Here is a 20,680-nt window from a genome sequence, read left to right as displayed (position 1 = left end):
TTGTATAGGTAAGTTGTATAAATTTATTCAGGAAACTCCCTATACCATAATGACAAGCGTAATAGCTGTCAACGGCTTAATGGGAATGTTTTAAAATTCGTTCTTTTTGGCGCTGCCAATCCCGCTCTTTGATGGTGTCACGCTTATCATGAGATTTTTTCCCTTTGGCGAGGTAAATCTCAAGCTTGACCAAATGGCGCTTCCAGTACATGGCTGTAGCGACAATTGAATAGCCCTCCCGCTCACTGGCACCTATCAGCTTGTCTAGCTCGCGCCGCTTCAACAGGAGTCGACGGCTGCGCTCGGCATCACAGACGACATGACTGGAAGCGGAGAGGAGCGGCTGAATTTGTGCACCAAGCAAATAGGCTTCACCATTTTTGATAATGACATAGGTATCCGAGATATTGATTTTGCCGGCTCGGATGCTTTTCACTTCCCAGCCCTGTAGTTCAATACCGGCTTCAAATTTGTCTTCCAGAAAGTATTCGTGGCGCGCTTTTTTATTCAGCGCGATAGTTCCTGGATTAGTTGATTTCTTTGCTTTGCTCATGGCGCGTATTATACGCAAAGAGCGGATGATTCACAGTCTGTTTTGGGGTATGATGCGAACAAATTTAACTGCAATGTGCAAACAACAGCGAAGTGAATCGAGGGGATAATGCCGAGTATCGAACGAAGCGCATTAGTACCATACAGCAGTGAGCAAATGTACGCTCTGGTGAATCAGGTTGAGGCGTACCCAGAATTTGTCCCAGGTTGTCGTTCTACCACAGTGATTGAACGTGATGCTGATGCGGTGGTCGCCAAAGTCGACATTGCCAAAGCTGGGATCAGTAAATCCTTTACGACCCGCAATACTTTGCGCCCATTCGTAGCGATTGACATGGAACTCGTTGATGGCCCGTTTGAATATTTGCGGGGCGGTTGGGAATTTCATGCGCTTGCCGATGATGCCTGTAAGATTGTACTTAAACTTGAGTTTGAGTTCTCTAATCGGTTGCTCGGCATGGCCTTTGCGAAAGTATTCCATGAGCTCCAAAGCCGAATGGTTGATGCTTTTGTACAACGGGCCCAACAAGTCTATGGAAGTGGCTCGCGATGAGTCAGGAACTGATTCATATTGAAGTCGCCTATGCGACACCAGAGCGCCAACAAATTATTCCGTTACGGGTAGCAAGCACCACGACAGTTGCTGAAGCGATTGATGCATCCGGAATTATCCGCAGTTTTCCGGAAATTGATCTGACTGAGCAGAAGGTGGGGATCTGGAGTAAAGCGGTCAAACTTGAGCAAACCGTGCGCGATGGTGATCGCATTGAAATCTATCGCCCCTTGATTGCAGATCCGAAAGCGGTGCGGCGCAAACGCGCTGAAGAGGCGAAACATGAAGGGCGTGCAGACCCGGTTACCGGCGGTCGCAAGCGCAGTAAAGTTGATGCGGATGAAGACTAAATGCTGAGCTTATACATTATGCGCCATGGTGACGCTCAGCCGGCACGGTTAGGACAAGATGATGCAGAGCGTTGTTTGAGCCCACTTGGTCATACCGAAATCGCTCAAGTAGTCGAGCAACTTGCCACCGAGCTAAGCCATTTTGATGTCCTGATTCACAGTCCATATCAGCGTGCGCGAGAGACCGCACAAGCCGTTTTAGCTAAAATCCCAGCTACCGATGTTATTGAATCACACGAATGTACTCCGGCCGGGGATGCGAGCCAATTTGGCGATGGTTTGCTCGCGCTGTTGGAGCTCAAATATCCAGCGGCTGAGCGGATCTTAATCGTCAGCCATATGCCTCTTGTCAGTTACTTGGTTGAGCATTTCAGCCTTGACCAGCAGTGTCCGTTATTCGCAACTGCTGCAGTGGTGCGGGTCGATATCGAGCAACGCCAGTCGCGTGGCATCGTCAGCGCGGTCATACAACCGAGCTGAGCTGTTACAGAGCGAGCGACTCTGAACTTTTAGTGCGCACTAACACCAGCAGGGCCGCATCCCCACCAAACTCCCGTGGTGCTTGATGAAATGCACGCACCAATGGGTGTTGCACCAGCCAGTGCGGAACCTGTTGTTTAAGGACTCCGCTACCATATCCATGCATCACACTACAGCAACTCACATCTTGCCGATAACAGCTATCAATGAGTGCCTGCAGTTCGAGCGCGGCTTGGGCGCGAGTGAGCCCGTGTAAATCGAGGATAAGATCCGGTACATGCTGGCCTCGGCGTAATTGCCGCGCCAGTGAGGGGTCATCACCCTCGGCAACATAGCGCACCGGTCCCTCAGCAAAGTGAGCACGATAATCATCAGAGAACTGCACGCTGGCGCTTTGTTGGCGTTGCTGATGACGCTGGCGCACTGGCGCAGAGGCCGGTTTGGCGCGGACCGGTTCGACGGTATCAGCTTGCACCCGTTTATCGACCTTCACCGCTTGGCGGAATAATTCAAGCTCGTCAGATTCATCGTTCATGGTGATTTCAACCGTGCCAAATGATGGCTTTTAAGGTATTCTAGGTCATTGCAGTTTAACATAGAAATAGCCCGCTAAAAGTGTCGCGGGGAAACGGAGAAACGCATGACAGTCAGCGCCCAAATCGATGCTTTCGAGCAGTTATCGCAACTTTCTACTATTCGCGATTGGTTGCGTTGGTCGGTCTCAAGCCTGCAGCGCTGTGAGGTCTATTTTGGGCATGGCACAGATAATGCTGTGAGCGAGAGCCAAGCACTGCTGAGTGCGGCGTTGCACCTGGATTTCGCGCAACTGGAGCAATTTGCCGATGCGCAACTCAGTGAACCCGAACGTCAACAAATATACACTTGGGTGGTCGAGCGCATTGAAACGCGCCGCCCAGCCGCCTATATCACCGGCGAAGCTTGGTTCGCAGAGCTACCATTTGTGGTTGATGAGCGCGTGCTGGTGCCGCGTTCACCCATTGCCGAACTCATCGAGCAAGAATTTTCTCCTTGGCTGCAGCATCAACCGATGCGCATCCTAGATTTGTGCACCGGCAGCGGCTGTATTGCAATTGCCTGTGCTTACGCGTTTCCTGAGGCTGAAGTTGATGCCCTCGACTTGTCAGCTGATGCCCTTGCGGTCGCCGAGATAAATATCGCGAATCACGGGCTAGAACAGCGCGTCATTCCGATCCAATCTGATTTATTTCAAGCGATTCCGGGGCAGGTTTACGATCTGATTGTAACCAATCCACCCTATGTAGACGCTGCTGACATGGCAAGTTTGCCGGAAGAGTTCCAGCACGAGCCTGAGCTCGGTCTAGCGGCAGGGGAAGATGGCTTAGATTTGGTGCGGACGATTTTACGTGAGGCGCCACAGCATTTAAGTGAGAACGGGATCCTTATTTGTGAAGTGGGGAATTCGATGTTGGCGTTAGCCGCAACCTATCCACACGTTCCATTTGTTTGGCTTGAGTTTGAGCGCGGTGGTGATGGGGTCTTCTTACTGACCCGCGAGCAATTAATGGCGCATCATGCTGACTTTAGCGCGACTGAATAAAGATTGAGAGGCCCGTTATGAGTGCAAACACTTGGGGAACATTATTTCGCGTGACCACCTGTGGCGAGAGTCACGGTGCTGGCTTACTGGCGATTATTGATGGTTGCCCACCGGGGCTTGCAGTAACCGAAGCGGATATCCAGGTTGAGCTGGATCGGCGGCGACCGGGTCAAAGTCGTTACACCACGGCGCGTCGTGAGGCAGACCAAGTAAAAATTATCGCCGGAGTATTCGAGGGCAAAACTACCGGTGCACCGATTGGCTTGTTGATTGAAAATACTGATCAACGTAGCAAAGATTATAGTGCTATCAAGGACTTATTCCGTCCCGGTCACGCCGATTACACATACTGGCATAAATATGGCACTCGCGATTATCGCGGCGGCGGGCGCTCATCGGCTCGAGAAACGGCTATGCGGGTGGCGGCAGGAGCCATTGCCAAACTCTTCTTGCGTCAGCAAGGTATCGAGATTCGCGCTGGAGTGGTACAAATTGGCCCGCATCAAAGCAACTGTGATGCGCAGTCGCTGAATTGGGCGGCAACGGCGGAAAACGACTTCTTCTGCCCCGATCCGAGCTTAGTTGCAAAATTTGATGCCCTTATCCGCGACTTGAAAAAAGCCGGCGATTCAGTTGGTGCGCGGGTTCGGGTCGAGGCAACAGGGGTTCCGGTGGGGTTAGGGGAGCCTATATTTGATCGACTTGAGGCTGACGCGGCCAAAGCTTTGATGAGTATTAATGCCGTGAAAGCTGTTTCCTGCGGTGATGGCTTTGCCGTAGCGGCGCAACGCGGCAGTGAGCATCGTGATGAATTAACCCCAAGTGGTTTTCGCAGCAACCGCAGTGGAGGTGTTTTAGGGGGAATCAGCACAGGTCAAGATTTGGTATTTGAAATCGCCTTTAAACCGACCTCGAGTATTACCATCGCGGGCGACAGTATCGATGTCGACGGACAACCCGTCTCGGTGGTCACGCGGGGTCGGCATGACCCATGTGTCGGGATCCGTGGTGTTCCTGTCGCGGAGGCCATGTTGGCATTAGTGCTGATGGATCATTTTTTACGTCATCGCGGCCAAAATGCTGACGTGTCTGTGAGCACACCTAAGCTGGCGGCTAAGTCAGCTGAATAGCGCGGGAAGCTCATGCCGTCTTATCATTATCACGAGTTGCAAGTGCTATTTGCGCAAGAATTTGAGTGTGAATTCAACACCATTCTCGTGGCGGGCACTGATGAGCCCTATTATCAACCGGCGCGCGGCGATGATCCGGCTGAAATTGTCTTTGCCCATGGGTTCTATGCGTCTGCACTGCACGAAATTGCCCACTGGTGTATTGCCGGTGCGCAGCGCCGCCAAATGTTTGACTACGGCTATTGGTATCATCCCGATGGCCGCGATGCCGATCAGCAACGCGCGTTCGAACAAGTTGAAATCAAACCGCAAGCGCTTGAGTGGTTATTTAGTTTAGCTGCCGGAGTGCGCTTTCAAGTGAGTGTTGATAACCTCAGCGGCGTGGAGGTTGATCGACAAGGCTTCCAAGCGCGGGTGTGGCAGCAAGTTGAAGGGTATTTAGAGCACGGCATGCCGGCGCGGGCAGAACGATTTTGCAAGGCTCTTGCCAAATTCTACCAACGCCCTTGGCCACCGCAAAGAGAGCCAGCAATGCCAGTATCTGTGGAGTATTCTTAAATGTCTTATCGCTATCAATTAGGACTGATTGTTAACCCTTTAGCAGGCCTTGGTGGCAGTGTTGCTTTGAAGGGCAGCGATGGGCTTGAAACCGCATTGGCAGCGCTTGCCCGAGGTGCCCAGCCACGCGCCCCCGAGCGCGTTGCACAGACGTTAAAGATACTGCAGCCGTATGCTGATCGGTTGCAATTTAAAACCGGCAGTGGTGCGCTTGGTGCTGATTTATTGGAGCAGCTCGGGTTCGCCTACGAGGTCGTTTATCAGGGACCACAACAAGGCTATACCAGCGCAGAGGATACGCGTCAGCTTGCGGCCGTTTTGGCGCAGCAACAACGACTCGATTTACTCCTTTTCGCCGGGGGAGATGGGACGGCGCGAGATATCTGTAGCGTCTACAGCCAGGACTTTGAGCAGGAACGTCCAGTACTTGGTATCCCCGCTGGAGTTAAGATTCACTCAGGCGTTTATGCGGTGAGCCCAACCGCAGCTGGGCGTGTGATTGAGCAAATTATTCAGGGTAAATTAACCACGGTGACGGCCGCTGATGTCATGGATATTGATGAAGCCGCGTTTCGCCAAGGAACAGTGCGGGCAAAGCGCTACGGTGAGATGTTGGTTCCGGCTGAATTACGTTACGTGCAAGCGGTCAAAATGGGCGGCAAAGAGAGTGATGAGTTAGTGCTTGCCGATATTGCTGCCGACGTGATTGAGCGCATGGAAGATGACCACCTATACATTATGGGATCTGGTTCAACAGTCGATTTTATTATGACTGAACTCGACTTGCCGAATACCTTGCTTGGGGTCGATGTGGTCAAAAATCAGCAGGTTATTGCAACCGATGCCACCGCCCAAGAATTGCTTGATTTGGTCGAGGCACACGCAGGTCCAGTGACGATTGTGGTCACTGTGATTGGTGGTCAAGGGCATATTTTTGGGCGCGGAAATCAGCAACTGAGCGCACAACTACTGCGTCGCGTTGGGCGCGACAATATTTGGATTGTGGCGAGCAAGAACAAACTGCAAGGTTTAGGTGAGCGACCGCTGCGAATGGATAGTGGTGACCCAGAGCTAAACCATGCATGGAGCGGGATGATCCGGGTCATTTGCGGCTATCATGACGAGGTATTTGTGACTCTCGCCGGGGATTAAGCCTTAAAATTGTCGGGCTGGCAGGTGAATGACAATACCATCGAGTGCTTCGGTCATTTCGATTTGACAGCTTAAACGGCTATTTTCTTGCGGGTCAATCGCCATATCGAGCATATCTTCCTCGAACTCAGCTGCTGCAGGGAGCTTATCGACCCACGCAGGATCGACATAGCAATGGCAGGTAGCGCAGGACATCACGCCACCGCACTCACCTAGAATTCCGTCAATCATATTGTCGACCGCGGCTTGCATAAGGTTTTCGCCCACCGGCACATCAACTTCGTATTCACCGCCATGGGTGTCTTTATAGATTACTTTAGGCATTTATAGGGTCTCAGTGGCTTTGATAATGCTCTTATTTTACGCCAATTTACGCTATGATTTAACCATGAATTATAAGCGGGATTAGCTCTCTGAAGGATAGTTATGAGTTGGAATGAAAAACAGGATTACTTTGTCAGTTGGGATGAACTGCAGCGTGCGGCTCGAGAGCTTGCGCGGCTGCAACTGCCAGCAACCCAGTGGCGTGGTATTATCGCCGTCTCACGCGGCGGGCTAGTGCCTGCTGCAATTCTTGCGCGTGAGTTAAATTTAAAGCAAGTAGAGACGATTTGTGTCAGTTCTTATGATCATCAAGATCAGCGCGAGCAGGTTGAGTTGATCAAAGATGCTGCTGTTAGTGAAGACGGTGAAGGGTTTCTGGTCGTTGACGATTTAGTGGATAGTGGCAATACCTTTCGTTATTTACGTACGCGCTTTCCCAAAGCAAAATTTGTCACTATCTATGCCAAACCCAAAGGCGCGGCATTGGTTGATAACTATGTTATTGATGTGGCCCAAGAGCGTTGGATTCATTTCCCGTGGGATATGATTGCGCAGTATGAAACGCCGATGGCGGGCGAATAAAAAAGCCGAGCAGTTGCTCGGCTTTTTCAATTTAAGGTATTTACTGACGGCTTTTAGCTTGCCCGTCGTTGTTGGATAAATTGAGCGAGATCAGTAATTTTTACCAGTTCTTTTTCACCGGTGCGGCGATTTTTATATTCGACCGAATCACTATCAAGATTCCGTTCACCAATAATGATTTGATGTGGAACACCAATCAATTCCGCATCAGCAAACATCGCACCTGGGCGTTCTTTGCGGTCGTCGAATAACACATCAACGCCGAGTTCACACAGTTCAGCGTAGAGCTGTTCAGCAGTCGCTTGGACACGCACTGATTTGTGCATATTCATTGGAATAATAATCGCCTCAAATGGTGCCAGTGCGGTCGGCCATTTGATTCCGTATTGATCGTGATTTTGTTCGATGGCGGCGGCGACAATTCGGCTGACACCGATCCCATAGCAACCCATGGTTAAGTTTTCATGTTTGCCACTTTCGGTGAGAACACCAACTTTCATGGCATCAGAATATTTTGTGCCAAGTTGGAAAATGTGACCCACTTCGATACCCCGCTTAATTTCAAGCTGACCTTTACCGCATGGGCTTGGGTCACCTGCAACAACATTGCGAATATCTGCTTGTGCGGCGATGGTAATATCGCGCTCCCAGTTCAAACAGGTCATGAATGCGCCGTTGGCATTCGCCGCAGCAACAAAATCTGCCAATACTGCAGCACTGTAATCGACTATGACAGGGAACTGCAGCTGATAAGGTCCAACTGCTTCAGCGTCGCAGCCACAGAGTTCTTTTATTTGAGCCGCTGTTGCAAATTCAACTGGGCTTGCCACAGTTGGCAATTTCCCGAGTTTAATCTCATTGAGCTGATGATCGCCACGAACAACCACCGCGATCCACGGCTGTGCTTGGTCCTCAGCCGCTTTGACGAGATAAGTGCGAACCGCTTGCTGCAGGGATAGACCGACTTGTTCGCAAGCGCTTTCCAGCGAAGTCGCAGTGATGCTAGTAGCCGCTTGCGTTGGTGCAGGGCGCTCAGTCGTTGGTGCGAGCGCAACAGCTAATTCAACATTGGCAGCATAATCCGAGCTATCAGAGAAAGCGATATCATCTTCACCTGAGTCAGCAAGGACATGGAACTCATGGGAAACACTGCCACCGATCGAGCCGGTATCGGCGATAACTGGGCGATAATCCAGCCCCAGTCGCTCGAAAATCCGACAATAAGCAGCGTACATTGTGTCGTAGGTTTGTTGGAGACACTCAGCGTCGAGGTGGAAGCTATAGGCGTCTTTCATTAAAAATTCACGCGCACGCATGACCCCGAAGCGTGGTCGAATTTCATCGCGGAATTTGGTTTGGATCTGGAATAAATTAAGCGGCAGTTGTTTATAACTACTAATCTCTTTGCGGGCCAACTCAGCGATAACTTCTTCATGGGTAGGGCCGAGCACGAAATCACGTTGGTTGCGATCGTGTAGACGTAATAATTCTGGGCCATAGTCTTCCCAGCGTCCTGACTCTTGCCACAGATCGGCTGGTTGTACCATCGGCATCAGTACTTCTAAGGCACCGGCACGGACCATTTCTTCGCGGACCACAGCTTCGACTTTACGCAACACGCGAATGCCGGTTGGGGTCCAAGTGTAGAGGCCAGCAGCAACTTTACGAATAAGTCCAGCGCGAAGCATCAATTGATGACTGATCACTTCGGCATCAGCAGGTGTTTCTTTTAGTGTAGCTAGTAGGTAGTGGCGACTGCGCATAGTTCCCTCGGGGCCAGATATAATATTCGCTATTCTATCAGCAGCGTCGCTTGCTCAAAAGTCCTTCGTGATACTAATCACATGATTTTCAGTGCCGATTACCTGCCATTTAATATTCAGATCGAACAAATTCATGCCGTAGGTTTTATTCTTTAAGTCTGAACGTTTGTAAGCCGGGCGCGGGTCTTGGCGCAGAACTTGGTCGATAAGTTCTGCCAGTTGTGGATACGCAGGCGCAAATTGCGCCAATTGAGCTTGGGCAACATCGCTAAACCGAGTGGTGAGTTCGGTTTGCGGGCGACTGTCCGCATAACCACCCGTTGCCATTGGTAAGGCGTCAGAATAGGGCAGGTAAGGTTTGATATCGATAATCGGAGTACCGTCCACCAGATCGGCACCTTGGACAATAATACGGGTGCCATCACTGTCGCTTTCAATCTGTTTAAGTTGCAGCACTGACATGCCAATGCCGTTTGGGCGATAGGTGGCGCGACTGGCAAACACCCCTTTCTTTACATCCCCACCTAAGCGCGGTGGGCGGACTAAGGGCTTCCAGCCACCGGCAATGGTTTGATGAAATAAAAACAGCACCCAGATATGCGAGAACTCTGCTAGGCCGCGGACACAGTCTGGATGAGCATAAGCTCCGTGCAGCTCAATGGTTGCAGTTGCCGCTGTGACGAGGCCGGGTTGGCGAGGAATCGCAAACTTTTGCCGGTAAGGTGAATGAATGGTGCCGATCACCTCGAGAGTGTGGTGTGCGATTGTCATCTATACTGAGTCAAGAATGCCGCGAATGAATAGGTGAATTTCACCATATTCTGAGCAAAAGCGCTATTTCGATAAAGCGCGAATACCAGAAATATTCGCAAAACCACTATAAATCAATTGGTTATAAATTGGCACGAAGATTGCTTATCTCTTGGTAGAAGATAAAACGATTCGTCATTAATACGTACTGGAGTGAACAATGAAAATGTCAGCAAAAGTTTGGGGTTTCGCCTTTGCCATTATTGCCGGAACAACCCTTGTATCCATGCCCGTTAGTGCTAAAGAAGGTGAAAAAGAGCTCACCGGGAGCTATAACGTCTCCGCAAAAACAGAGTTACAAATTGATTTTGGAGTGGGAAGTATTCGCTTCGAACCGACTTCAGCAGAGCAAGTTGAAGTGACTGTGTTGGCGACTGCCGATGATGATTTTAATTGGCGAAAAAATGACCTGGACGCAGTCGAATTAGTGACGAAACAGCGCGCTGACCGGCTGCAACTGAGCGTCAGTGAGGAAGATGATATCGCCTATGAATGGGTCGTTAAATTGCCGCAAATGGCTGCCCTAGACCTTGACCTTGGCGTCGGCGAAGTGAAAGGTCAGTTACAAGCCATGGACATCAATATAGATGTTGGCGTTGGAGAGGTTGAACTCTTAGTCAATGGTGCAGTTGGGCGGATCAATGCTGATGTGGGAGTTGGCGATAGTGTGATTCGCGGCTTGAGTGAAGTGGAATCAAACCGTTATATGGTGGCGGCATCGAGCAACGCTCGCGGTAGCGGTAAAGCGAAAGTGAATGTTGATGTTGGAGTGGGCGAAATCACTCTGACGATAAAAGAATAAACGATTATCCCTGAGAGTGGTTGTTGGCCCGGCAAGTCTGCCGGGCCTTTTTTTTAAATCAGAAAGTCGTCGAGTTTGGCACCCGCATCGAGCCTATTTTTCAAGACTTTTGGCATCCGCCCTTGGCCCGTCCAAGTCAATCGCTCACCGCTACTTGGATCAGTAAAGGCATATTTAGCCGGCTTAGGTGCACGCTTGCGTTTCGGTTTTGCTGTTTTGACCGAACCGTCGGCTAAATCATCCAGCGCAATTCCTGCGGCGGCCATCGCTTCGCGAAGTTCCTGAATTTTAGCTTGGCGTTGTGCTTCTGCAGCACGCGCTTCCGCTTCTTCAACTTTGCGATCTTCGATAACTTTTTCGAGTTTTTCTTTTACTGCAATAATTTCTTCAATTGATAATTCCTTTACCGCTGCTTTTAACCGTCGTCCATGGGTTAAGATTTTTAAAATATCAGTCATTAGAATGAACCATCTATTAATAAATATATTTTGAACATGGGTTATTAAATATAACCAAGTTAAAGACAGCAATATTATTATCGTGTCAGAAATATCTTACATCGAAATGAATCGGCAATAAATAAAGCGATTACATATTCGGATAGTTCGGACCTCCAGCACCCTCTGGTGTCACCCAAGTAATATTTTGAGATGGATCTTTAATGTCACAAGTTTTGCAATGAATGCAGTTCTGCGCATTAATTTTAAATACCTTTTGCCCATCTTCTTCAACCACTTCATAAACTCCTGCAGGGCAATAACGCTGCGCGGGCTCATCAAATTTAGGCAGATGAACCGTCAATGGAATAGCGGCATCTTTTAATTTTAAATGACAAGGCTGATCTTCTTCGTGGTTGGTATTTGATAAATAAACCGACGATAAACGATCAAAGGTTAAGGTATTATCCGGCTTTGGATAGTCGATAGGTTGAGCTTGTTCTAGGGTTTTCATTTCTTCATGATCTGGGCGCTCATCTTTCATTGTGAAAGGTAATTTACCGCCAAAGAAATTTTGGTCGAGGGTATTATATGCGCCGCCCCAGAAGGTCCCGAGTTTATGAATCGCTGGGCCAAAGTTACGTGACCGGTAGAGTTCATCATAAACCCAAGATTGTTCAAACGCTTTGGCAAAATCAGCCAGCTCAGTAGGAACTTCAGCTTGTTGAAGCGCTTTAAAGATCTCCTCAGCGGCCAACATTCCTGATTTCATTGCGGTATGGTTGCCTTTAATTTTGGCAAAATTAAGCGTTCCGGCATTACACCCCACTAAAACTCCACCTGGGAAGGTCATTTTCGCCAGCGAATAAAGACCTCCTTTGGCGATGGCGCGAGCGCCATAAGTGACCCGTTTACCGCCAGCTAACGTTTTTGCAATCGCTGGATGCGTTTTGTAGCGTTGAAATTCAGCGAATGGATTCAAGTATGGATTGGTGTAGTTCAAATCGACAATCAAGCCGACATACACTTGGCCGTCTTCGGCGTGGTATAGATAGCCACCACCGGTGCCATTTTGATCCAGAGGCCAGCCCGCAGTGTGAACGACCAAGCCCGGTTGATGTTGCTCAGCAGGGATATCCCAGATTTCTTTGAAGCCAATGGCGTAATGTTGCGGTGAGCGACCTTCATTGAGCTTAAATTGCTGCTGCAAACGTTTACCGAGATGGCCGCGACACCCTTCTGCGAAAATGGTGTAGCGAGCTCGCAGTTCCATCCCTGGCTCGAAGCTATCTTTCGCCGCTCCGTCGTGGCCAACACCCATATCACCGGTAATAACGCCAGCGACTCGACCGTCTTCAATTATAATATCAGCGGCTGGGAAGCCAGGAAAAATCTCGACGCCAAGTGCTTCAGCTTGCTCAGCCAGCCAACGACAGACATTGCCCATACTTACGATGTAATTCCCCTCATTATGGAAGGTCTTCGGCACCATAAAGTTAGGCAGCTTACGATGTTTTTCAGCATCTTTAAGGAGTAAAATATGATCATCGGTTACTGCTGTTTTAAGTGGCGCACCGAGCTCTTCCCAGTTCGGGATCAGTTCGTTTAATGCGCGCGGCTCGAATACAGCACCAGAGAGAATATGGGCACCGACTTCAGAACCTTTTTCAACCACACAAATCATTAAGTCTTGTTGATGTTCTTGGCTTAATTGGGCCAAGCGGATTGCACTCGCAAGTCCAGCAGGACCGGCCCCAACGATGACGACATCAAACTCCATACTTTCCCGTTGAATAGCTTCAGTTTGCATTAGTTTCTCCTTATTCAGAGCCGGATTGCCATTGCCGAATTCGAAGCAATAATTGCTCTTTACTAAGTGGCGCAGAAATAAGTCCTCCAGCCGCATATTGGCATTGGCGCTGCAACAAAAAATCGAGTTGCTGTTGATTTTGAACTCCCTCAGCCAAGCAATCGACTTGTTGCGTATGAGCGAGTTCTAGTATTTGGTTAACGAGCGTTGCGGCAACGCTATCAGCCGGCAATTTGGCAATGATATCGGCATCTATTGTAACCATCTGGAGCCAATTTTCATCCAAAAGCTGAGCTAAATCGAAATTCATGCCGTTCACCAACAGCCCAATTTCAACGCCTAAAGACTCGAGTTCTTTGGTGCGCAGAAGAGACGCCTCACTCACTGTTTGGGCCGCGCGGCAATCAATTATCAGGGTTAAGTTTCGCGCTTCGACTTCGGTTCGCAGTAGTTGGCTTTTCAGCAGTGGCACGAGTTCTGACCAATGTAATTGCTCCAAGCTAAGGCGAATCTGCAAGTTTAACGACGGCTGCAGCGAAGTCGCAGCTTGCCAGAGTGCGAAGCTCTGGCGAACAAGCTCCCGAGTAAATGGCTCGATTAAGCCCAGCGCATTGATATTCTGTTCGAGCTCACGCGGTTGCATAAGGCGATATTCATCCAAGCGCCAAAATGCTTTGGTTGCAATCGCCACCACATTTTGCGAGCGAATGTTACGAATCGGCTCTGCCATGATCAGTAATTGCTCGTTATTTACGCTACGACAGAGGGCGCGGGCACAATCGTGATCAGTGACGCTGGCAAGGGCAGTTGGCGTATCGCTGAGCGCATTGGCTGCGGTTTGTTGAGCCAAGCTGGTGAGAATAAACTCGGCCGATAGGTTATCGCTTTCAATTGTCATGCTGCTATGGCGTAAATAAGGGCAGAGTTCGAACTCGTCGATAAATGCTTTGCTATTGAGTTGCTGCCATAACTCTTCACTCTCAAACAGCGCAGCTTGCTGTGCTGGACTCATCACCACCCACTCAGCATAGCCGATTCGCGCAATTTGCTGACCATCGGTGCAATTCCGCAGGAGCCGGCGCGAGATCTTTTGCACCAGCTTATCAGTGATGGATAAGCCTAAACTTGCGGTCAAATTCATGCTGTGTGGCAGGGTAAGGTACAACAATGACAAGGGTTGCGAATTCACCTCTTTAAGGCGCTCACGTAATTCGCGGATGAACTGAGTGTGATGCGGTAACTGGGTAAGTGGGTCAAGTTCAAGACTGCTCCGAAGCTGATACTCGCGCCGTTTAAATTGATCTTCAGTTGCATGAATGCGTTCTGCTAATTGCTGCTGGCGGCGTTGCCCTTGTTGCTTAAGGTATTGAAGCCAGAGCGCATAACCGAGTAACCCCACCAAGATCAGATTGATCGTAAGCCGCTGTGGCGGTGATAAAAAGGTCATTTGGGCAAGACGTTGAGGGCTTGGCCACAGCTCAATGGTATACACTTGATTGGCGAGACGGAGTTGCGAACTGACCCGCCAATCGTAATACAAGTCTCGACTATCAATATTTAAATAAAGCTCTTCTTGCGGATTAAAGATAAGTAATTGGTCGCCTTCTTGAATCGCTACACGCATGACCTCTTGCAGTAACTGTTCAAGATCGATCAGCAATACGATTTTGCCCAGATTAAAGTCGTTATCAATTCGACTTGCGATCAGCACATGGCGCAAAGGGTCTTGACTGATCACGGCACTGCCCGGCGGCACCTCATTTAGCAGGGGAGTTAATTTAGCATTGAGTGCCAAGCGTCGGTCAGTGCTTTTGGTCCAATTGGTTTCTGGTAACACCGCTTGGCCATTAATCGCCTCGTTAGCGCTATCATTGATCCAAAATATTTGCTCAATTAAAGGATAGAAACGCTGGATAATGACCCCAGTTTCACTCAATTCGGCAACAATATCTGGATGTGAACTGAGGTCTGCTGCGAGCCATTCGGTTAAAAATAATTGCTGCAGGAGCGCGCGACTTAAATTGATTTCCAGTAAATTCAAACGCTCGATTTGCTGTGTTTCGATTTGCTTGCGGTCGGCCTCAGCAAGCAGCAAATTGAGCCCTAGGATAAAGCTCACGCCTAATCCTAGGGTTATCAAGTATGCTCTAAGCTGACGCCAATAGCGCATCATTAGCTTTGCTCAAGCTCGGGTCGTTGACGAAATTGCTCGAGCGCTTCGGGGTTGGCAAGGGCATCGGTATTTTTCACCTGCTCGCCATGTACCACTTGCCGAACGGCTAGTTCGACAATTTTACCACTGCGTGTGCGTGGGATATCTGTGACTTGAGCAATCACTGCCGGGACATGACGCGGTGTCGCATTGGCGCGGATGGTCGAGCGAATTTCTTGTTGTAAGCTTGGGTCAAGGGTCAAGCCATCGCGCAGCTTAACAAACAAGACAAGACGCTCATCGCCTTGCCATTGCTGGCCAATGACGATGCTTTCGAGCACAGCTTCGACCTTTTCAACTTGACGATAAATCTCCGCAGTACCGATCCGTACGCCACCTGGATTCAGAACAGCATCAGAACGACCATAGATGATCATTCCGTCATGTGCGGTTAACTCGGCGAAATCACCATGCGCCCAGATGTTTTCAAAGCGTGCAAAGTAGGCATTGAAATAGCGTGAACCGTCGACATCGTTCCAAAACCCAAGCGGCATACATGGAAAGCTATTGCGACAGACTAATTCACCTTTTTGCTGGCGAACGGGCTGACCATCGTCATTAAATACTTGGACATCGAGACCTAGCCCACGACACTGGAGTTCACCACGGTATACCGGCAACACTGGGTTGCCCAAAGCAAAGCAAGAAATAATATCTGTACCACCGGATATCGAGGACAAACAGAGATCTTGTTTGATGTCACGGTAGACATAATCAAAGCTTTCGGGCGGTAATACCGATCCTGTGGTTAAGATGGTGCGCAGAGCGCTCAAGTCATGGTGTTGAGCCGGCGCATATTGTTCTTTTTCTAGCGCTGAAAGGTATTTTGCGCTGGTACCAAATACAGTTATCCGTTCTTGCTCGGCAATGTCCCAGAGAATGCTTGGTTGCGGCGCGAACGGTGAACCATCAAACAGCACCAAGGTGGCCCCTTGGGTCAAGCCTGAGACTAACCAATTCCACATCATCCAGCCGCAGGTGGTGAAGTAAAACAGCACATCTTCAGAGCCCAAGTTAGTGTGCAGAGCATGCTCTTTTAGATGCTGCAGCAGAGTGCCACCCACACCATGGACGATACATTTGGGCACACCCGTGGTACCTGAGCTAAACATAATGTAGAGCGGGTCGTTAAACTGCACTGAGGTGAAGGTTAGGGGTTCAGCTGCTGTCGCGAGCACCTGACTCCAACTGCTCATGGCTGCGCTTAGGCTATGTCCAAGCTGGGCAAAGTCGACCCGAATGGTGTGCTCAACAGTGGGTAATTGAGCCCTGATAGCATCGACCTTTTCGGCAATGTCGAGGGTCTTGCCATTGTAAAAATAACCGTCTACGCACAAGAATAACTTGGGTTCGATTTGACTAAACCGATCCACCACTCCGGCCACGCCAAAATCAGGCGAACAGGACGCCCAAATAGCGCCCAAACTGGTCGTTGCTAACATCGCCACTATGGTTTCGATGGTATTGGGGAGCATGGCTGCGACTCGGTCACCTTTGCCAATACCCTGTTGGCGCATAAAGCTGCGACAGGCCGCCACTTGTTCCCGTAACTGCCGATAACTTAGTTCTGAGCGGGTGCCATTTTCTCCGCGAAAGACGAGTGCAGGGTGGTCGTCGTTACGGCGCAGTAAGTTTTCAGCAAAATTCAATTGGGCGTCAGGAAACCATTGGGCTCCTGGTAATTTATTTTGGTCGACTACGACGCGCTCGCCGGGCGTCCCGATGACTCCGCAAAATTCCCAGATATGTTGCCAAAAACGTTGACTTTCGCGCACTGACCAATCGTAGAGTTCATGGTAATGGGTAAGTTCAAGTTGTTCAGTGCGATTAATATGGTGCATGAAAGCAGTCATTTTAGCGCTTTCAATTTGCTCAGCCGAGGGCTGCCAGAGCGGTTGGTCGTTCATTATCATTCCTCGCATTGACTGGCTTTAGCTAGGGCAACATTGGATCGACTGGTTTGCCCTAACTGACGACAAATAGTAAGTCCCGCGGCAATCACAGCATCAAGGTCAATACCGGTTTCGATGCCCATTCCTGCAAGCATGTAAAGCACATCCTCAGTGGCGACATTGCCGCTAGCGCCGCGCGCATAAGGGCATCCACCCAAACCGGCAACCGCACTGTCAATCGTACTTACACCGAGTGGCAAGCAACTGGCGATATTCGCGAGTGCTTGTCCGTAAGTATTGTGAAAGTGGAGTGCGAGCTGTTGCATGGGAACGCGTTCTGCTACGGCGCTTAACATCTGCTGCGCTTGCAGCGGCGTGCCAACTCCGATGGTATCGCCAAGGGAAATCTCGTAACAGCCGAGCTCGGCTAATTGTGCCGCAACCTCGGCAACTTTACTGGGTTCAATCGCGCCCTCGTAGGGGCAGCCCAGCACGCAACTGACGTAACCACGAACCGGCAGGTTATGCGCTTGCGCAGCTTTCAGTACGGGTTCGAAGCGCGCTAAACTCTCTGCGATTGAGCAATTAATATTCTTCTGGCTAAAGCTTTCTGAAGCTGCACCAAAAATCGCAACTTCAGTTGCGCCTGCCTCAAGCGCAGCCTCAAAACCTTTCAAGTTCGGAGTCAATGCCGCATAAGTCGTGCCCGGCGCGCGCTGAATAGTTTTCATTACTGCAGCCGAATCGGCCATCTGCGGGACCCATTTGGGGCTGACAAAGGAGCCTGCTTCGATATAAGACATGCCCGCCGCGGTTAAGCGGTTGATAAGCTCAACCTTTGCTGCGGTACTGACTTGTTGCTCATTTTGCAAGCCGTCGCGGGGGCCGACTTCGACGATTTTTACGCGCTTCGGTAGACTCATTCGGCGTCCTCTTCGAGACTCAATAATTCGGCACCATCAGCGACTAAGTCACCGGCTTGATAGTAGACTTCGGTGACGGTTCCTGCGACTGGCGCACGAATGGTATATTCCATTTTCATTGCTTCCATAATCACCAGCGCTTGCTCAGCTTCAACGCTGTCGCCTGGCTTCACTAAAACCTGCACTATAGTGCCATTCATCGGGGCTGCAAGTGAACCTGCTGCCGCACTCGGAGTTAAGGTATCAGCGACTAAATGGCGGGTAAAGGTGACACTCGCTTGCTCGGTGAAAACCGTTACATCATGGCCGCTATGAAAAACGTAAACCGTTTGCTGTTGGCCGTTACAGCGAACTTGCAAGCCATCATCTTGGCGCGTCACCTGATAATGTTGCTGCGGCTGACGACGATTCACCCAGCCGTCTCCCGAGCGTTCTAGTTCGACTTGTACGAGCTGCTCGTTATGGAGTAGGTCGAGTTGATAGACTGCGGCTTGGTTCAAGCGAAATCCTTGCAGCTGCGACCAGACCTGATTGCGATCACTGTGTTGTTGCTCGTAACTGGCCTCGGCCAGAGTTGCCAGCGTTGCGTAGTAGTCCAGATCAAGTTCAGCACTCGCTGCAAATAATTGCTGCTGGTGATACTCGATAAACCGGGTTGAAAGTTCAACGGCTTGAAACTGCGGTTGCCGAGCAATCGCGCGGAGAAAATCGATATTGGTTTTGACGCCACCAATCCGGTACTGGTTGAGTCCAGCAATAAGGCGGCCAAGCGCAATTTCGCGGGTTTCCCCCCAGACGATTAGCTTGGCAATCATGGGGTCGTAATAGGCACTAACTTCATCCCCTTCAACCACTCCTGAATCAATTCTCAGGTATGCTGATTCAGCTGGTGTCCGCAAATGATTGAGCACGCCCGTGCTGGGTAAAAATTCATGGGCGGGGTCTTCGGCATAAATTCTTGCCTCGAAAGCGTGGCCAGATACTTGAATTTGCTCTTGTTGCAGCGGTAACGGAGCACCACTGGCGACCAAAATTTGCCATTCGACTAAATCTTGCCCTGTCACCATCTCGGTCACTGGGTGTTCAACTTGCAGACGAGTGTTCATCTCCATGAAGTAGAACGAGCCGTCTTCATCTAATAAGAATTCGACAGTTCCCGCACCAACATAGTCAATTGCTTGGGCAGCGCGGATTGCAGCTTCACCCATGGCTTTGCGGGTGGCGTCTGCGATACCTGGGGCGGGGGCTTCTTCGATCACTTTTTGATGACGGCGTTGCACTGAGCAATCTCGCTCAGCCAGATAAACTGCATGACCGTGCTGATCACAAAAGACTTGAATCTCAACATGGCGCGGATTGCCAATATACTTCTCGACTAGAATTTTATCGTTCCCAAAGGCCGCTCGAGCTTCGCGCTGTGCCCCCTCAAGTGCCTCCTGAAACTCAGCTTTATTGGCGACGATACGCATGCCTTTGCCGCCACCGCCATAAGCCGCTTTCAATAACACTGGAAAGCCAATTTTCTCTGCCTCTGCTAACAGAAAGTCGGCTGCTTGTTGCTCACCATGATAGCCAGGGACCAAGGGTACCTGCGCTTCGCTCATGATAGCCTTGGCCGCACTTTTTGAGCCCATCGCAGCGATCGCGCTCGTTGGTGGGCCGATAAAAATTAAATTCTCTGCTGCACAGCGCTCTGCAAACGCTTCATTCTCAGAGAGAAAACCATATCCTGGATGAATGGCATCCGCTCCGGTTTGTTGTGCTGCGGCGATGATCTTATCGATCACCAGATAGCTTTCATTGCTTGGCGCCGGGCCAATAAAAACTGCTTCATCAGCCAGTTTGACGTGCTGTGCAAACTGGTCTGCGGCCGAATAAACAGCGACGGTTTGGATGCCCATGCGCTGGGCCGTACGGATGACGCGCACGGCAATTTCGCCACGGTTGGCGATAAGTAACTTGTTAATCATTCAGATTCCTCGCTCGGAGTGTGTTGCCAGGCGGGCGAGCGTTTTTCGAGAAACGCATTCAGACCTTCTTGCCCTTCAGCCGAAACGCGAATCGCTGCAATTCGCTCGATGGTAATTTGGCGGCATTCAGGATCAAGTGGTCTCTGCTCGAGGTCGAGCACCAAACGTTTCGCTGCGGTTACTGCCGCAGGACTATTATTGAGCAGCTGTTGAACGAGTTCCGCGAGCCGCTGTTCGAGCGCATCGGTGACTTCGTGGACCAAGCCGAATTGCAGTGCTTGCTCGGCGCTGATGACTTCTGCCGTTAACATAAAGCGACGCGATTGGCGCACCCCAAGCGCACGCATGACATAAGGACTAATCACCGCGGGGATGAGACCGATTTTCACTTCACTTAAGCAAAACTTGCTGGTTGGAGCGGCCAATACGATATCACAACAGGCTGCAAGTCCAACCGCACCACCGAACGCCGCACCTTGAACGACCGCAATGGTCGGCTTACTCAGCTGGTCTAAGCGTTCCATCAAGGCCGATAGTTGCCCGGCATCTTCGATATTTTCATCGAAGTTCTTGCTCGCCATGGAGCGCATCCAATTAAGGTCTGCACCCGCTGAAAAGTTGCGCCCCTCAGCGCGGAGCACCAGTACCCGCAGCGACGGGTTGTTATCGACGGTCTCCAGCGCATCAATGAGTTCAGCGATCATCTGATCATCAAAGGCGTTGTGAACCTCAGGCCGCTGCATGGTGAGGTATGCAGTCGCTGCTTTAATGTCCAGATCAATATGTTGATAGTTCATAACC

The 20,680-nt window shown here is 50.2% G+C and carries 21 protein-coding genes; 9 read left to right on the top strand and 12 right to left on the bottom strand.

Translation table 11 applies throughout. The features are described 5' to 3' along the window. Positions 1–76: 76 nt before the first annotated feature. On the bottom strand, positions 77–553 hold the full coding sequence (gene smpB / locus CWI83_RS03255) for an SsrA-binding protein SmpB (RefSeq protein ID WP_126825640.1): 477 nt from the start codon (positions 551–553) through the stop codon (positions 77–79). A 108-nt stretch (positions 554–661) separates the two neighbouring features. Here smpB and CWI83_RS03250 point away from each other — a divergent pair, with 108 nt between their 5' ends. From CWI83_RS03250 to sixA, 3 genes are read left to right on the top strand one after another with little or no spacing between them, the layout of a single operon-like run. Beyond that, positions 662–1,105: a type II toxin-antitoxin system RatA family toxin gene (locus CWI83_RS03250; RefSeq protein ID WP_126825638.1), complete on the top strand. Its 444-nt coding sequence runs from the start codon at positions 662–664 to the stop codon at positions 1,103–1,105. Next, positions 1,102–1,455 (top strand): RnfH family protein, encoded by a 354-nt coding sequence (locus CWI83_RS03245; RefSeq protein ID WP_126825635.1) that lies wholly within the window; start codon positions 1,102–1,104, stop codon positions 1,453–1,455. Before CWI83_RS03250 ends, CWI83_RS03245 begins: the two co-directional genes overlap by 4 nt. Next, on the top strand, positions 1,456–1,935 hold the full coding sequence (gene sixA, locus CWI83_RS03240; protein WP_126825632.1) for a phosphohistidine phosphatase SixA: 480 nt from the start codon (positions 1,456–1,458) through the stop codon (positions 1,933–1,935). Positions 1,936–1,939: 4 nt separating this feature from the next. Here the strand turns inward: sixA and smrB are convergent, their stop codons facing one another. After that, the gene (gene smrB / locus CWI83_RS03235) at positions 1,940–2,470 is read right to left on the bottom strand and encodes an endonuclease SmrB (protein ID WP_126825629.1); all 531 of its coding nucleotides are present in this window, start codon (positions 2,468–2,470) and stop codon (positions 1,940–1,942) included. 105 nt (positions 2,471–2,575) lie between these two features. Here smrB and prmB point away from each other — a divergent pair, with 105 nt between their 5' ends. Genes prmB through CWI83_RS03215 form a run of 4 tightly spaced genes read left to right on the top strand, consistent with a single transcriptional unit; the run spans position 2,576 to position 6,354 of the window. Further along, complete coding sequence (gene prmB / locus CWI83_RS03230; RefSeq protein WP_126825626.1) at positions 2,576–3,514, top strand: 50S ribosomal protein L3 N(5)-glutamine methyltransferase; 939 nt, start codon at positions 2,576–2,578, stop codon at positions 3,512–3,514. A 17-nt stretch (positions 3,515–3,531) separates the two neighbouring features. After that, on the top strand, positions 3,532–4,644 hold the full coding sequence (aroC, locus tag CWI83_RS03225; protein WP_126825623.1) for a chorismate synthase: 1,113 nt from the start codon (positions 3,532–3,534) through the stop codon (positions 4,642–4,644). A 12-nt stretch (positions 4,645–4,656) separates the two neighbouring features. Further along, positions 4,657–5,202, top strand: a complete 546-nt coding sequence (locus CWI83_RS03220; RefSeq protein WP_126825620.1) for an elongation factor P hydroxylase — start codon at positions 4,657–4,659, stop codon at positions 5,200–5,202. Then, positions 5,203–6,354 (top strand): ATP-NAD kinase family protein, encoded by a 1,152-nt coding sequence (locus CWI83_RS03215; RefSeq protein WP_126825617.1) that lies wholly within the window; start codon positions 5,203–5,205, stop codon positions 6,352–6,354. Positions 6,355–6,357: 3 nt separating this feature from the next. On the opposite strand, the gene CWI83_RS03210 is transcribed toward CWI83_RS03215, so the two are convergent. Beyond that, positions 6,358–6,678 carry a 2Fe-2S iron-sulfur cluster-binding protein gene (locus CWI83_RS03210; RefSeq protein WP_126825615.1) on the bottom strand — a complete coding sequence of 107 codons (321 nt, stop codon included), beginning with the start codon at positions 6,676–6,678 and terminating at the stop codon, positions 6,358–6,360. A gap of 102 nt (positions 6,679–6,780) precedes the next feature. Between CWI83_RS03210 and gpt the strand changes: the two genes are divergently transcribed. Next, positions 6,781–7,260, top strand: a complete 480-nt coding sequence (gene gpt / locus CWI83_RS03205; RefSeq protein ID WP_126825612.1) for a xanthine phosphoribosyltransferase — start codon at positions 6,781–6,783, stop codon at positions 7,258–7,260. A 53-nt stretch (positions 7,261–7,313) separates the two neighbouring features. On the opposite strand, the gene CWI83_RS03200 is transcribed toward gpt, so the two are convergent. Beyond that, positions 7,314–9,023, bottom strand: a complete 1,710-nt coding sequence (locus tag CWI83_RS03200) for a proline--tRNA ligase (protein ID WP_126825609.1) — start codon at positions 9,021–9,023, stop codon at positions 7,314–7,316. A 54-nt stretch (positions 9,024–9,077) separates the two neighbouring features. Continuing rightward, positions 9,078–9,794, bottom strand: coding sequence for a tRNA (N6-threonylcarbamoyladenosine(37)-N6)-methyltransferase TrmO (gene tsaA, locus CWI83_RS03195; RefSeq protein ID WP_126825606.1), 717 nt, complete (start codon positions 9,792–9,794; stop codon positions 9,078–9,080). A 199-nt stretch (positions 9,795–9,993) separates the two neighbouring features. Between tsaA and CWI83_RS03190 the strand changes: the two genes are divergently transcribed. Next, a complete protein-coding gene (locus tag CWI83_RS03190; RefSeq protein ID WP_126825604.1) occupies positions 9,994–10,635 on the top strand; it encodes a hypothetical protein in 642 nt (213 codons plus the stop codon). A gap of 53 nt (positions 10,636–10,688) precedes the next feature. On the opposite strand, the gene CWI83_RS03185 is transcribed toward CWI83_RS03190, so the two are convergent. The 7 genes from CWI83_RS03185 to CWI83_RS03155 all read right to left on the bottom strand — a co-directional run bounded on the left by CWI83_RS03185 (position 10,689) and on the right by CWI83_RS03155 (position 20,676). Further along, positions 10,689–11,093, bottom strand: coding sequence for an H-NS family histone-like protein (locus CWI83_RS03185; RefSeq protein WP_126825601.1), 405 nt, complete (start codon positions 11,091–11,093; stop codon positions 10,689–10,691). 130 nt (positions 11,094–11,223) lie between these two features. Further along, the gene (locus tag CWI83_RS03180) at positions 11,224–12,867 is read right to left on the bottom strand and encodes an electron transfer flavoprotein-ubiquinone oxidoreductase (RefSeq protein ID WP_126826063.1); all 1,644 of its coding nucleotides are present in this window, start codon (positions 12,865–12,867) and stop codon (positions 11,224–11,226) included. A gap of 25 nt (positions 12,868–12,892) precedes the next feature. Further along, the gene (locus tag CWI83_RS03175; protein ID WP_198677233.1) at positions 12,893–15,001 is read right to left on the bottom strand and encodes an EAL domain-containing protein; all 2,109 of its coding nucleotides are present in this window, start codon (positions 14,999–15,001) and stop codon (positions 12,893–12,895) included. A gap of 53 nt (positions 15,002–15,054) precedes the next feature. Then, positions 15,055–17,001: an acetoacetate--CoA ligase gene (locus CWI83_RS03170; RefSeq protein WP_126825596.1), complete on the bottom strand. Its 1,947-nt coding sequence runs from the start codon at positions 16,999–17,001 to the stop codon at positions 15,055–15,057. A gap of 2 nt (positions 17,002–17,003) precedes the next feature. Then, the gene (locus tag CWI83_RS03165) at positions 17,004–17,909 is read right to left on the bottom strand and encodes a hydroxymethylglutaryl-CoA lyase (RefSeq protein WP_126825593.1); all 906 of its coding nucleotides are present in this window, start codon (positions 17,907–17,909) and stop codon (positions 17,004–17,006) included. After that, positions 17,906–19,879, bottom strand: a complete 1,974-nt coding sequence (locus CWI83_RS03160; protein ID WP_126825590.1) for an acetyl/propionyl/methylcrotonyl-CoA carboxylase subunit alpha — start codon at positions 19,877–19,879, stop codon at positions 17,906–17,908. Before CWI83_RS03160 ends, CWI83_RS03165 begins: the two co-directional genes overlap by 4 nt. Continuing rightward, a complete protein-coding gene (locus tag CWI83_RS03155) occupies positions 19,876–20,676 on the bottom strand; it encodes an enoyl-CoA hydratase-related protein (RefSeq protein ID WP_126825587.1) in 801 nt (266 codons plus the stop codon). The genes CWI83_RS03160 and CWI83_RS03155 overlap by 4 nt, the downstream gene beginning before the upstream one ends. Positions 20,677–20,680 lie beyond the last annotated feature (4 nt).

Source organism: Pseudidiomarina taiwanensis (assembly GCF_003987435.1).
Taxonomy (GTDB): domain Bacteria; phylum Pseudomonadota; class Gammaproteobacteria; order Enterobacterales; family Alteromonadaceae; genus Pseudidiomarina; species Pseudidiomarina taiwanensis.
The sequence above is the reverse complement of the archived record's forward strand: the minus strand, read 5'-3'. Positions and strand labels throughout refer to the sequence as shown.